The 13,038-nt window shown below is 59.9% G+C and carries 13 protein-coding genes; 5 read left to right on the forward strand and 8 right to left on the reverse strand.

The window, feature by feature from the left end:
• Window positions 1-226: 226 nt before the first annotated feature.
• Both HU724_RS02175 and HU724_RS02180 read right to left on the reverse strand, forming a co-directional pair.
• Window positions 227-610, reverse strand: a complete 384-nt coding sequence (locus HU724_RS02175) for a PaaI family thioesterase (RefSeq protein ID WP_016772188.1) — start codon at window positions 608-610, stop codon at window positions 227-229.
• Window positions 610-2,934: a Tex family protein gene (locus HU724_RS02180; protein ID WP_186568543.1), complete on the reverse strand. Its 2,325-nt coding sequence runs from the start codon at window positions 2,932-2,934 to the stop codon at window positions 610-612. The genes HU724_RS02175 and HU724_RS02180 overlap by 1 nt, the downstream gene beginning before the upstream one ends.
• Before the next feature lie 358 nt (window positions 2,935-3,292).
• Between HU724_RS02180 and ompR the strand changes: the two genes are divergently transcribed.
• Entirely contained in the window at window positions 3,293-4,033 is a 741-nt protein-coding gene (gene ompR, locus HU724_RS02185) for an osmolarity response regulator transcription factor OmpR (protein WP_016772186.1), read from the forward strand.
• A 114-nt stretch (window positions 4,034-4,147) separates the two neighbouring features.
• Window positions 4,148-5,461, forward strand: a complete 1,314-nt coding sequence (locus tag HU724_RS02190; protein ID WP_016770645.1) for an ATP-binding protein — start codon at window positions 4,148-4,150, stop codon at window positions 5,459-5,461.
• A gap of 87 nt (window positions 5,462-5,548) precedes the next feature.
• Here the strand turns inward: HU724_RS02190 and rimK are convergent, their stop codons facing one another.
• The 3 genes from rimK to rimA are packed head-to-tail and all read right to left on the reverse strand — an operon-like array spanning window position 5,549 to window position 7,726.
• The gene (gene rimK / locus HU724_RS02195; RefSeq protein WP_024011184.1) at window positions 5,549-6,454 is read right to left on the reverse strand and encodes a 30S ribosomal protein S6--L-glutamate ligase; all 906 of its coding nucleotides are present in this window, start codon (window positions 6,452-6,454) and stop codon (window positions 5,549-5,551) included.
• The gene (rimB, locus tag HU724_RS02200) at window positions 6,451-6,930 is read right to left on the reverse strand and encodes a retropepsin-like aspartic endopeptidase RimB (protein ID WP_016772184.1); all 480 of its coding nucleotides are present in this window, start codon (window positions 6,928-6,930) and stop codon (window positions 6,451-6,453) included. Before rimB ends, rimK begins: the two co-directional genes overlap by 4 nt.
• A gap of 16 nt (window positions 6,931-6,946) precedes the next feature.
• Window positions 6,947-7,726 (reverse strand): S6 modification regulatory phosphodiesterase RimA, encoded by a 780-nt coding sequence (rimA, locus tag HU724_RS02205; protein ID WP_186568545.1) that lies wholly within the window; start codon window positions 7,724-7,726, stop codon window positions 6,947-6,949.
• Between the two features lie 116 nt (window positions 7,727-7,842).
• Here rimA and HU724_RS02210 point away from each other — a divergent pair, with 116 nt between their 5' ends.
• A complete protein-coding gene (locus tag HU724_RS02210; RefSeq protein ID WP_122747926.1) occupies window positions 7,843-8,250 on the forward strand; it encodes an RNA-binding S4 domain-containing protein in 408 nt (135 codons plus the stop codon).
• A 97-nt stretch (window positions 8,251-8,347) separates the two neighbouring features.
• Here the strand turns inward: HU724_RS02210 and HU724_RS02215 are convergent, their stop codons facing one another.
• Window positions 8,348-9,148, reverse strand: a complete 801-nt coding sequence (locus HU724_RS02215; protein WP_122693213.1) for a phosphatase PAP2 family protein — start codon at window positions 9,146-9,148, stop codon at window positions 8,348-8,350.
• Between the two features lie 107 nt (window positions 9,149-9,255).
• On the opposite strand from HU724_RS02215, the gene hslO reads away from it, so the two are divergent.
• Window positions 9,256-10,158 carry an Hsp33 family molecular chaperone HslO gene (gene hslO, locus HU724_RS02220; protein WP_186568547.1) on the forward strand — a complete coding sequence of 301 codons (903 nt, stop codon included), beginning with the start codon at window positions 9,256-9,258 and terminating at the stop codon, window positions 10,156-10,158.
• A gap of 181 nt (window positions 10,159-10,339) precedes the next feature.
• Window positions 10,340-11,881 (forward strand): phosphoenolpyruvate carboxykinase, encoded by a 1,542-nt coding sequence (locus tag HU724_RS02225; RefSeq protein WP_016772179.1) that lies wholly within the window; start codon window positions 10,340-10,342, stop codon window positions 11,879-11,881.
• Between the two features lie 177 nt (window positions 11,882-12,058).
• Here the strand turns inward: HU724_RS02225 and HU724_RS02230 are convergent, their stop codons facing one another.
• Together HU724_RS02230 and HU724_RS02235 are read right to left on the reverse strand one after the other, a co-directional pair.
• Complete coding sequence (locus tag HU724_RS02230) at window positions 12,059-12,331, reverse strand: type II toxin-antitoxin system RelE/ParE family toxin (protein ID WP_186568549.1); 273 nt, start codon at window positions 12,329-12,331, stop codon at window positions 12,059-12,061.
• The gene (locus HU724_RS02235) at window positions 12,331-12,981 is read right to left on the reverse strand and encodes a hypothetical protein (RefSeq protein WP_225927655.1); all 651 of its coding nucleotides are present in this window, start codon (window positions 12,979-12,981) and stop codon (window positions 12,331-12,333) included. Before HU724_RS02235 ends, HU724_RS02230 begins: the two co-directional genes overlap by 1 nt.
• Between the last annotated feature and the right edge of the window lie 57 nt (window positions 12,982-13,038).

Here is a 13,038-nt window from a genome sequence, read left to right on the forward strand (position 1 = left end):
CAGGACGGTCTACAAGGGTGAAGTTGAAACTGGCGTTATCGCCTGGTTTGTAGCGGCAGGCCATTTGCCGGTCAGTCAAGAACTGCACAATCCCTGTGGGAGCGAGCCTGCTCGCGAAGAGGGTTTTGCAGTCAATGTCATCGTCGACTGACACACCGTCTTCGCGAGCAGGCTCGCTCCCACAGGATTCATTGCGCCGAAATTAACTCAAAATGATGAGCAACATCTACAGGACAGCGAAGGTGCCTTGCGCTTTTGCGACCAGTTTGTCGCCCTGCACCACCTCGGCTTCGACCACCAGCGTGCGCCGGCCCGGGTGGATCACCCGCGCCGTGCACAGCACCTCGCCATCGGAAACGGCGCGGATGTAGTTGATCTTGCATTCGATGGTCGCACTCTGCTGATCGAAGCCATGGCTGCTGGAACACGCCAGGCCCATAGCAATATCGACCAGACTGAACAGCGCACCGCCGTGCAGTTTGCCGCCGCGGTTGCGCAGTTCGGGCTCAAGCGCCAGGGCGACTTGCGCCACCCCGGTTTCGAGACTGTGCAGGCGACAGCCCAACAGCTTGAAAAACGCGCTCTCGACGAGCCCGGCCGGCATGTCCATCAGCGTTTCTTCAACTGCTTGGCGTTGGCGAACAGCGAGGCCATCGCATTGTTCACCGGCGCGGCGGTGGCGGTTTCCTTGCGCGGCGCGTTGCCCGAAGACTGGCGCGGTGCCGAGCCCGGGCGCGAGCCACGGGCGCCGTCGACCTTCTCGCCGGGAGTGTCGCTCATGCGCATCGACAGGCCGACGCGTTTGCGCGGAATGTCGACTTCCATGACCTTCACTTTCACCACGTCACCGGCCTTGACCGCTTCGCGTGGGTCCTTGATGAACTTCTCCGATAGCGCCGAAATGTGCACCAGACCGTCCTGATGCACGCCGATGTCGACGAACGCACCGAACGCCGTAACGTTGGTGACGACGCCTTCAAGGATCATCCCCAGTTGCAGGTCCTTGAGGTCCTCGACGCCTTCCTGGAATTCGGCAGTCTTGAACTCCGGACGTGGATCGCGACCGGGTTTTTCCAGTTCTTGCAGGATGTCGGTGACGGTCGGCAGACCGAAGGTTTCGTCGGTGAACTTCTTCGGATCCAGGCGCTTGAGGAACGCGGCATCGCCGATCAGCGAGCGGATGTCGCGGTCGGTTTCAGCGGCAATGCGCTGCACCAGCGGATAGGCTTCCGGGTGCACCGCCGAGGAATCCAGCGGGTTATCGCCGTTCATTACGCGCAAGAAACCGGCGGCCTGTTCGAAGGTTTTCTCGCCCAGTCGCGCAACTTTCTTCAGTGCTGCACGGGTCTTGAACGCGCCGTGTTCGTCACGGTGAGCAACGATGTTCTGCGCCAGCGTTGCGTTGAGGCCGGAGATTCGCGCCAGCAAGGCCACGGAGGCAGTGTTCACATCCACGCCCACGGCGTTCACGCAGTCCTCGACCACGGCGTCCAGACCGCGCGCCAGTTTCAGCTGCGAGACGTCGTGCTGGTACTGGCCGACACCGATGGATTTCGGATCGATCTTCACCAGCTCGGCCAGCGGATCCTGCAGACGACGAGCGATCGACACGGCGCCACGGATCGACACGTCGAGATCCGGGAATTCCTTGGCCGCCAGTTCCGAGGCCGAGTACACCGAGGCGCCGGCTTCGGACACCATGACCTTGGTCATCTTCATCGCTGGATATTTCTTGATCAGTTCGATCGCCAGCTTGTCGGTCTCACGGCTGGCAGTCCCGTTGCCGATGGCGATGAGATCCACCGAATGCTTGGCGCATAGAGCGGCGAGGATGGCGATGGTCTGATCCCATTTGTTGTGCGGCACGTGCGGGTAAACCGTGGCGTGGTCGAGCAGCTTGCCGGTGGAGTCGACCACGGCCACCTTGCAGCCGGTACGCAGGCCCGGGTCGAGGCCCAGGGTCGCGCGCGGGCCGGCCGGAGCGGCCAGCAGCAGGTCGTGCAGGTTGTGCGCGAACACGTTGATTGCTTCGGTTTCGGCACCGTCGCGCAGCTCGCCGAGCAGGTCGGTTTCCAGGTGGGTGTAGAGCTTGACCTTCCAGGTCCAGCGCACCACTTCACCAAGCCATTTGTCCGCCGGGCGGTTCTGGTTCTGGATGCCGAACTGCTGAGCGATCATGCCTTCGCACGGGTGCATGGTGCCGGGCAGCTCATCGCCGACTTTCAGCGCGGAGCTGAGAATGCCTTCGTTGCGGCCACGGAAAATCGCCAGGGCGCGGTGCGACGGCATGCTTTTCAGCGGCTCATCGTGTTCGAAGTAATCGCGGAACTTGGCGCCTTCCTCTTCCTTGCCAGCGATAACGCGGGCACTGAGGATCGCTTCCTGTTTGAGGAAATTACGCAGCTTTTCCAGCAGGCTGGCGTCTTCGGCGAAGCGCTCCATGAGGATGTACTTGGAGCCTTCCAACGCAGCCTTCACATCGGTCACGCCTTTTTCGGCGTCGACGAAGCGCGCGGCTTCGGTCTCCGGCGACAGGTTCGGGTCGTTGAACAAGCCGTCGGCCAGTTCGCCAAGGCCGGCTTCGAGGGCGATCTGGCCCTTGGTCCGGCGCTTCTGCTTGTACGGCAGGTACAAGTCTTCGAGACGGGTTTTGGTGTCGGCGAGCTTGATGTCGCGCTCGAGGGCAGGGGTGAGTTTGCCTTGCTCTTCGATGCTGGCGAGGATGCTGATGCGCCGTTCGTCGAGTTCTCGCAGGTAGCGCAGGCGCTCTTCCAGATGACGCAACTGGGTGTCGTCGAGGCTGCCGGTGACTTCTTTCCGGTAACGGGCGATGAAGGGAACGGTAGAACCTTCATCGAGTAGCGCGACGGCCGCTTCGACCTGTTGTGGGCGTACGCCGAGTTCCTCGGCGATGCGGCTGTTGATGCTGTCCATAAAACCACCTGACATAGTATGAAAGCAGGCTCGCAGGCACGCAGATAATGGCCTGGAGGCTGATTGAGCGGCTGGAAAATTGCCGCTGCCTGGATCAAGAAGCTGCCCATTGACCCGTGAAATCGAACAGTCACTGCACAGGGCCGGAAAAAATACCGGCCACTTACGGTAACGATTCAGACGTTGCCTGGCGCAAAACGCCGCGCATTATAACCAGCGTTCTGTCATTCGGGGGCGTTGCAGGCTGTAGGCATAAACCCCGGTTTTCTGGCAGTGAAGGAAAAATCTGCTAACAATGCACACGGTGCGTATAACGACAGCTACGCCATAATGCGCGCCGAGCTAAAAGGAGCATCCAATGAGCAGCACTGCACAAACGGCTGAAGGCGAAAAAATTCTTATCGTTGATGACGATCCGGGGCTGAGCAGCCTGCTGGAGCGTTTCTTCGTCAGCAAGGGCTACCGTGCCCGTACCGTTCCGAACACCGAGCAGATGGACCGTCTGCTGGCGCGTGAAGTGTTCAATCTGGTCGTCCTCGACCTGATGCTGCCGGGCGAAGACGGCCTGACTGCGTGCCGCCGCCTGCGCAGCGCGAACAACCAGATTCCGATCATCATGCTCACCGCCAAGGGCGATGAGCTGAGCCGTATCAAGGGCCTTGAACTGGGCGCCGACGATTACCTGGCCAAGCCGTTCAACCCCGACGAGCTGATGGCTCGGGTCAAAGCGGTATTGCGCCGTCAGGCCGCACCGGTACCGGGCGCGCCGGGCAGCGAAGACGAAAACGTCACCTTCGGTGATTACGTATTGTCGCTGGCCACCCGCGAGCTCAAGCGTGGCGATGAAGTGCACATGCTCACCACCGGTGAGTTCGCGGTACTCAAGGCGCTGGTAATGAACGCGCGTCAGCCGCTGACCCGCGACAAGCTGATGAACCTCGCCCGTGGCCGTGAATGGGATGCGCTGGAGCGTTCCATCGACGTGCAGATCTCGCGTCTGCGCCGGATGATCGAACCCGATCCGTCGAAACCGCGTTACATCCAGACTGTCTGGGGCGTGGGTTACGTGTTCGTACCGGATGGCACCGCCACCAAGTGATCGGTGATTTGTAGGAGCGGGTCTGCAAGGCTCTGGTCGCACGGCCATTGCCACAGACTCGCAATCCGCAATATGCGAGCATTGCTCGCTCCTGCAAGTGTGTAGCGGTTAAAGATGAAAACCCCCGTCTGGTTCCCCCAAAGTTTTTTCTCCCGCACCCTCTGGCTGGTGCTGATCGTCGTGCTGTTTTCCAAGGCACTGACCCTGGTTTATCTGTTGATGAACGAGGACGTGCTGGTGGATCGCCAATACAGCCATGGTGTCGCTCTGACGTTGCGCGCCTATTGGGCCGCCGATGAAGAAAACCGCGCAAAAATTGCCGATGCCGCAACCCTGATCCGCGTGGTCGGCGCCGGTGTGCCGGAAGGCGAGCAGCACTGGCCGTACAGCGAAATCTATCAGCGTCAGATGCAGGCGGAACTGGGTGCCGACACCGAGGTGCGTTTGCGCATGCACTCGCCACCGGCGCTGTGGGTGAGGGCACCGAGCCTGGGCGATGGCTGGCTGAAAGTGCCGTTGTATCCGCATCCGCTGCGCGGTCAGAAAATCTGGAACGTGCTCGGCTGGTTCCTCGCCATCGGCCTGCTATCGACGGCGTCGGCATGGATTTTCGTCAGCCAGCTCAACCAGCCGTTGAAGCGCCTGGTGTATGCCGCGCGGCAACTCGGCCAGGGCCGCAGCGTGCGCCTGCCGATCAGCGACACGCCCAGCGAAATGACCGAGGTTTACCGCGCCTTCAACCAGATGGCTGAGGACGTCGAACAGGCCGGGCGCGAGCGTGAGCTGATGCTCGCCGGGGTGTCCCACGACTTGCGCACACCGCTGACGCGCTTGCGCCTGTCGCTGGAACTGATGGGCGATCACACCGACCTCACCGACGACATGGTTCGCGACATCGAAGATATGGATGCGATTCTCGACCAGTTCCTCGCGTTCATCCGCGACGGTCGCGATGAGTCTGTAGAAGAAGTCGACCTCAGCGATCTGGTGCGCGAAGTCGCCGCGCCGTACAACCAGAATGAAGAGAAGGTACGTTTGCGCCTGGAACCGATCCAGCCGTTTCCGCTGCGTCGAGTGTCGATGAAACGCCTGCTCAACAACCTGATCGGCAACGCCTTGAACCATGCCGGCACGGGTGTTGAGGTCGCGGCTTATGTGTCCGGAGATACCAGCGCGCCGTATGTGGTCCTGAGCGTGATGGACCGTGGCGCGGGGATTGATCCGTCCGAGCTTGAGGCAATCTTCAACCCGTTTACCCGAGGTGATCGGGCACGGGGCGGCAAAGGCACCGGGCTGGGGCTGGCGATCGTCAAACGGATTGCGGCGATGCATGGCGGCAATGTCGAATTGCGCAACCGTTCCGGGGGGGGACTGGAGGCGCGGGTGAGATTGCCGCTTGGATTGATGTTGCCCCGCGATGCGGTGTAACGGCGGAAAAAAAGATCGCAGCCTGCGGCAGCTCCTACAGGAAATGCATTCCCATGTAGGAGCTGCCGAAGGCTGCGATCTTTTGCTTTAGCCCTTGCCCTTGGTGCGGGTCATATTTGGCCCGCCATTCTTTTCAAGATGCTCGATGATGATCCCGGCGACATTCTTGCCAGTGGTGGTCTCGATGCCTTCCAGTCCCGGCGACGAGTTCACTTCCATCACCAGCGGCCCGTGATTGGAACGCAGGATATCCACACCCGCCACTGCCAGCCCCATGACCTTGGCAGCGCGTAACGCGGTCATGCGTTCTTCCGGGGTGATCTTGATCAGGCTGGCGCTGCCGCCGCGATGCAGGTTGGAACGAAATTCTCCCGGTTTGGCCTGGCGCTTCATTGCCGCGATCACCTTGTCGCCGACCACGAAGCAGCGGATATCCGCGCCGCCGGCTTCCTTGATGTATTCCTGGACCATGATGTTCTGCTTCAAGCCCATGAACGCTTCGATCACCGACTCTGCCGCCGTCGCGGTTTCGCACAGCACCACGCCAATGCCCTGGGTGCCTTCGAGCACTTTGATCACCAGCGGTGCGCCGTTGACCATGGCGATCAGGTCGGGAATGTCGTCCGGCGAGTGGGCAAAACCGGTGACCGGCAGACCGATGCCGCGTCGCGACAGCAGCTGCAGTGAACGCAATTTGTCCCGCGAGCGGGCAATGGCCACCGACTCGTTGAGCGGGAACACGCCCATCATTTCGAACTGACGCAACACCGCGCAGCCGTAGAACGTCACCGACGCGCCGATCCGCGGGATCACCGCGTCGAAACCTTCCAGCGGTTTGCCGCGGTAATGGATCTGCGGCTTGTGGCTGGCAATGTTCATGTAGGCGCGCAAGGTGTCGATCACCACCATTTCATGCCCGCGCTCGATTCCGGCTTCGACCAGACGGCGGGTGGAATACAGACGCGGATTACGCGACAGCACAGCGATCTTCATGCAACACCTGTGGAGGAGGTAGATACCGGGAACACCGGCTTGTCTTGTACATACTTGATGCCCGGATTGACCACCAACTGGCCATCGATCAGGGCTTTGGAACCGAGCAACAGGCGATAGCGCATGGACTTGCGGCAGGCCAGGGTGAACTCCACCGGCCAGACCCGATCACCCAGGGCCAGCGTGGTGCTGATCACGTAGCGCACCTGTGCGTGGCCATTGGAGCTCTTGATGGTTTTGCGCGTGACCAGCGGCGCTTCGCAGCGCCGGTGACGCAACTGCACCACCGTGCCGAGATGCGCAGTGAAGCGCACCCATTTCTCGCCGTCGCGTTCGAACGGTTCGATATCGGTGGCGTGCAGGCTGGAGGTGCTGGCGCCGGTGTCGATTTTTGCGCGCAGGCCCGCGACTCCCAGGCCCGGGAGCGCCACCCACTCGCGCAGACCGACAACGGTCAAATGATCAAATGTCTTCAAAGAAAAAAACCAAGGGTTAACGCTTCCAGGCCTCGTCCGGCACCTGGGCCAACGCTTTGAATGCGGGTCTGGCGAACCAGTAGCCCTGCATCAGGAATATTCCACAGTCCGCGAGGAAATCCCGTTCCCCGGCGCTTTCTATGCCTTCGGCAATGACTGTAACGTCCAACTCCGCACACATTGTGACAATCCCCCGCACGATCACCTGACGGACACGGTCCTGGTCAACATCGCGGATCAGCGCCATGTCGAGTTTGATCAGGTCCGGTTGGAAATCAGCCAGCAGATTGAGCCCCGAATAACCGGCACCGAAATCGTCGATGGCGGTCTTGAAGCCGAATTCGCGGTATTCACGCAGAATATTGGTCAAATGGCGATAATTATCTACGTGCTCGATTTCCAGGGTTTCGAAAATCAGCCGGTCAATCGGAAAGTTGTGTTTGCGTGCGGCCTCCAGTGTGCTGCGAATGCATAGCTCTGGACGGTAGACGGCGTTGGGCAAAAAGTTGATCGACAAGTGTGTCTGCATATTAAGGCTCGCCGCGCCTTCGATGGCGCGGGTCCGGCAGAGCTGGTCGAAACGGTAGCGGTTGTCTTCTGTAACCTGATTTAACACGGACAGCGCACCCTCGCCGGCCACGCCTCGCACCAGCGCTTCGTGGGCGAATACCGATTGGTCGCGCAGGTCGACAATCGGCTGGTAGGCAAAGCAAAAATCGAAGTTCAGCGGCTCGCTCTGCTGGCAGCCCTGGCAACCGCCCTTGGGTGAGGTCAACGAAGTTGGAAATTTAGTCACGCGGTCACTCCAGGCCGGTCAGGCGGCGAAGATCACAGTCTATCTGGAGGGCCGAGTTCTTGCGCCCGACAGAAACGGTAGTACAGTTCCGACTACTGGCTGAGCGAGGAATTCATATGGGACAGAAGCAGGAGGAGGACGACAAGGTCCGTCTCGATAAATGGCTATGGGCAGCGCGGTTCTACAAGACCCGTGCATTGGCCAAAGCCGCCATTGAAAGTGGCAAGGTGCATTGCCGCGGCGAGCGTTGCAAACCGGGCAAGGAGCCGCGCATCGGTGATGAGTTCGAGATTCGCACTGGCTTCGAAGTGCGCACGGTGAAGGTCGAGGCGTTGTCGATCGTGCGACGTGGCGCGCCCGAGGCGCAGACCTTGTATGCCGAGACCGAGGCGAGTGTCGCCAAGCGTGAAGCGGCTGCGGCAATGCGCAAGGCAGGGTCGTTGGGCGTGAGCACCGATGGCAAACCGAGCAAGAAACAGCGGCGGGATCTGTTCAAGTTTCGCGGTAGCAGCAACGAAGATTGAAACGTTGTGCCGGCCTCTTCGCGAGCAGGCTCGCTCACACATTTGATCAAGTCGTCTGTGGCAGCGAGCCTGCTCGCGAATCGAGAGCGACGCGGTATCAGGCGCTACGCACCACACTCATTCGCGACACCATCGGCAGCTTGCCCAGCAACGCGAAAACCGGCGCGGTCAGCTTCAACCAGAAGTTCGCCGCGTGCCAGGCGAACGGCGTGTAGTAACCCCAGCCCAACGCCCACACGGCCAGCAGCACGCCGCCGATGTAGTCGTCCTGACCCCAATGCGCGCCGGCCACCAGACGCGGCAGCATGAACAACACTGCCAGCCCCCATACTGTTAGAAATTGTCCGACAGTGCGGCTGAATACGCCCATGAACAATGCCCAGATCAACAACACTGAGGCATGATCACCGGGGAAACTCTGGCCGGAACGGTCCTTCAGCTCCCAGGTTTTTTCCAGGTGCGGAAAGTAATCGCTGATGTGCACGGCGCCCTCAAGCACCATTGACGGGCTGCTGTGCTGCCAGCCCATGTGATCGGCGAATTTGGAAAACAGCGCGCGGATCACCACCATCAGCAGCAGGATCGAGAAAAAACCGAAGAACGCGCGACGCACGTCGATCGCCCTGAAAACCCAGTCGCCCTTGATCAGCAGCGTCAGCAGAATCAGTCCGACGACGATGTCGAACGGGCGCAGACTTGCAATTGCCCAGATGTGGAGCCATATCGGGTTGCTGGCCAGCGGTGCATTCAGCGAGCGGAACAGCCACTCGTCGAAAATCACACACAGCATCTGGCCGGTAGGCCATAACCAGAAAGCCAGTAGCGCCAACGGCACTACGTTACACAGAACCAGCCGGCCGAGGTTCCACCTTGATTGGAACAAACCCGGATTGTTCATAAAATGCCTCCCATGGCGAAAAAGCGCCGGCACCAAAAAAAGTGCCAGCAAGCGCAAATTTTCACGTTTTGTAATCATTTTGTCATCACATTCAGATACCCAGACCTATGACCGACCTAGCGGATACCGATTTCACTCAACGCTTCATCTTCGATGACAGCGACACTCGCGGCGAACTGGTAGCGCTGGAGCGCAGCTACGCCGAAGTCCTCGCTAAACACCCATACCCGGAGCCGGTCGCGCAGTTGCTCGGCGAACTGATGGCGGCCGCTTCGTTGCTGGTCGGCACGCTCAAGTTCGATGGCTTGCTGATTTTGCAGGCACGCTCGGAAGGGCCGATTCCGCTGCTGATGATCGAATGCTCCAGCGAGCGAGAGATCCGTGGCCTGGCGCGCTATGACGCCGAGCAGATCGCGGCCGACGCTACGCTCAGCGATCTGATGCCGAACGGCGTTCTCGCCCTGACCGTCGACCCGACTGTCGGCCAGCGCTATCAGGGCATTGTCGATCTCGACGGCGAAACCCTGTCCGATTGCTTCACCAACTATTTCGTCATGTCGCAGCAGGTCGGCACGCGCTTCAAGCTGTTCGCCGACGGTCGTCGTGCCCGCGGCATGCTGCTGCAACAACTCCCCGCCGATCGCTTGAAAGACGAAGAGGATCGCGCCGCCAGCTGGCAGCACCTCACCGCGTTGGCCAGCACTCTGAGTGCCGATGAGCTGCTGAGCCTGGACAACGAAACCGTCCTGCATCGCCTGTACCACGAAGAACAAGTGCGCCTGTTCGATGTGCAGCATTTGCGCTTCAGTTGCAGCTGCTCGCGGGAACGCTCCGGCAATGCGCTGGTCAGTCTTGGGCTGGAAGATGCGCTGGCGCTGGCAGCCGAGCAGGGCGGCAAAGTCGAGATCGATTGCCAGTTCTGCAATCAGCAGTACCTGTTCGACGCGGCCGATATTGCTCAATTGTTCGCTGGCGCGGGCGTCGATACGCCGTCAGATACCCGTCACTAAAACGGTTCAGCGCAGGTAAATTCACTGCGGAATGACGGAATATCGCCGTTACGACGGGAGGACCCTACTCTTTTTGGGCTTTTCTGGCATAATCCGGCCCACTTTTTTCGCGGTAGTAGTGCACGACTTTCTACTACAAAACGTTTGGAGCACACTCGGCCACTGGCCGACGGGGAACCTCATGACGCAAGCCAATAACGCCGTGTACACCGATCTGAGTGTTGATGATCTGGTAAAAGAAGCCCTGAATCGCGGTGAAGGCGAGCTTGCCGATACCGGCGCTCTGGTTGTTCGCACCGGTCACCGCACCGGCCGTTCGCCAGTCGACCGTTTCATCGTTGAAGAGCCGTCCACCCAGGCTGCTATTGCCTGGGGCCCGATCAACCGCAAGTTCCCGGCCGACAAGTTCGATGCCCTGTGGGCTCGCGTCGAGGCCTTCAACAACGCGCAAGAGCACTTCGTTTCCCACGTGCATGTAGGCGCGGCGGAAGATCACTACCTGGCCGTGAAAATGACCACGCAGACTGCCTGGCAGAACCTGTTCGGTCGTTGCCTGTTCATCAACCCGGCCCAGTACAACCCGGCTGGCCGTGAAGAATGGCAAGTGCTCAACGTCGCCAACTTCGAGTGTGTGCCTGAGCGTGACGGCACCAACTCCGACGGTTGCGTGATCATCAACTTCGCGCAGAAGAAAGTGCTGATCGCCGGCATGCGTTACGCCGGCGAGATGAAGAAAGCCATGTTCTCGGTGCAGAACTTCCTGCTGCCGGCCGCTGACGTGCTGCCAATGCACTGCGCTGCCAACATCGGCGAAGACGGCGACGTGACCCTGTTCTTCGGTCTGTCGGGCACCGGTAAAACCACCCTGTCGGCTGACGAAAGCCGTTACCTGATCGGTGACGACGAACACGGCTGGGGCGAAGGCGTGGTGTTCAACATCGAAGGCGGTTGCTATGCCAAGTGCATCGACCTCTCCGAGAAGAACGAGCCGGTTATCTGGAAAGCCATCAAGCACGGCGCGGTGCTGGAAAACGTCGTTATCGACGACGCCAAGCACGCCGACTATGCCGATGTCAGCCTTACCCAGAACAGCCGCGCCGCCTACCCGCTGGAGCACGTTGCCAAGCGTTCCGAGAAGAACCTGGGTGGCGAGCCAAACGCGGTGATCTTCCTGACCTGCGACCTGACCGGCGTGCTGCCGCCAGTGTCGATCCTCAACGAAGAGCAAGCGGCCTACCACTTCCTGTCCGGCTACACCGCACTGGTAGGCTCGACTGAAATGGGTTCGGGCAGCGGCATCAAGTCGACCTTCTCCACCTGCTTCGGCGCACCGTTCTTCCCGCGTCCGGCTGGCGAATACGCCGAACTGCTGATCAAGCGCATCCGCGGCTTCGGCTCCAAGGTCTACCTGGTCAACACCGGCTGGACCGGCGGCGGCTACGGCGTCGGCCAACGCTTCAACATCCCGACCACCCGCGCGGTGATCGCAGCGATCCAGAGCGGCGCACTGATCGGTGCCGCCACCGAGCACCTCGACACCATCAACCTCGACGTGCCACTGGCCGTTCCGGGCGTCGACACCAACCTGCTCAACCCACGCAACACCTGGGCTGACAAGGCGGCGTACGACGAGGCAGCCAAAGCATTGGCCGGTCTGTTCATCGAGAATTTCAAGAAGTTCGAAGTGAGCGACGCGATCAAGGCGGCTGGGCCGAAGTTGTAAGTAGCGGTTTGCAGTGAATAAAAAACCGCCCTTTGGGGCGGTTTTTTCATGGGCGAATATTTGGGTAAGCTCATCTCAACGGCGGTTCGTCACTTGCCGTGTAGCAGTATGCATTCATTTTTGGCGTGGTACGGCCAGAGTAATGCCACTCAACAGTACTGCAATATGATCTTCTAATTAAGGCCACTGCCGCCGTGCATGCATGACACGCAGCACTTCCACCCGGTCTTTTTTGATTGCGTAGACGATGACGTAGTTGGCGGCCGCAACGATTTCACGTGTTCCAAGGACCCTGCCCTTTCGGTACAAGGTTGGGCGCTGTCTTGCTATTTCCCCTTTTGATTCGAACATTTCATCGAGATCCGCAGCAGCGTCTGGGTTGTCCTGACCGATTCGATCAATTATCCGGTCACGGTCAGCAAGCGCTTCCGGGCGCCAGACCAACTTCATCAGCGCCCTCGTTGACGCAGGGCATCACGCTTGGCGGCGAATATTCGGCGAGCATCTTCATCGCTGATACTTGGCCTTGGATCATCGATGCTGATCTGCACCTGTCGCTTGAACCATTCCTCATAAGCGGCCGCTTCATGGGCTTGTTTCAACGCTTCAGAGCGATCGGGCCGGGCGTAGGTTTTCAGTTGCAACGGGTCATAACCGGAGGCATCCACGTTGAACTGGCTGATGCCCAAGCCCTGCAGATAGGTCACCAGCGTTTCCAGCCTCTTGAACAGGCGCGCCTGACCACTGCGTTGTGCTGTCAGTGCGCATTTGCGGCTGCCTTGCCGAATCTCGACCGACCAGCCTCCTGGTTTCGCGACGATGATTGTGCCGCTCACAGAACCGTTTTCGACCAAGCGAAGGAGGGTGCTGTGATCGATGATTTCGGTGCTGGCCATAGATGCGAGCCCTTCGCTGAGTAATGGCTCCCATCGTACGCAATCAATAGTAGTTTGCAAAATTTGACTCCTGATGTTGGATACGCCGTGTGCAGCGATGATGTTTCGTTTGTTGCTGGGCCGGGGCTTTCGGACGTGCAGCAGGTCGCAGCCGTCCTGTGTCAGCAGGTACAGAGCGTGGGTGATGTGGGTGTCGCTGACCAAAGCAGCGACACCCACGACTATAGGTTCGCACCACCACCTCGCGATAGCCGACAAGGC

The organism is Pseudomonas iranensis, assembly GCF_014268585.2.
Classification (GTDB): domain Bacteria; phylum Pseudomonadota; class Gammaproteobacteria; order Pseudomonadales; family Pseudomonadaceae; genus Aquipseudomonas; species Aquipseudomonas iranensis.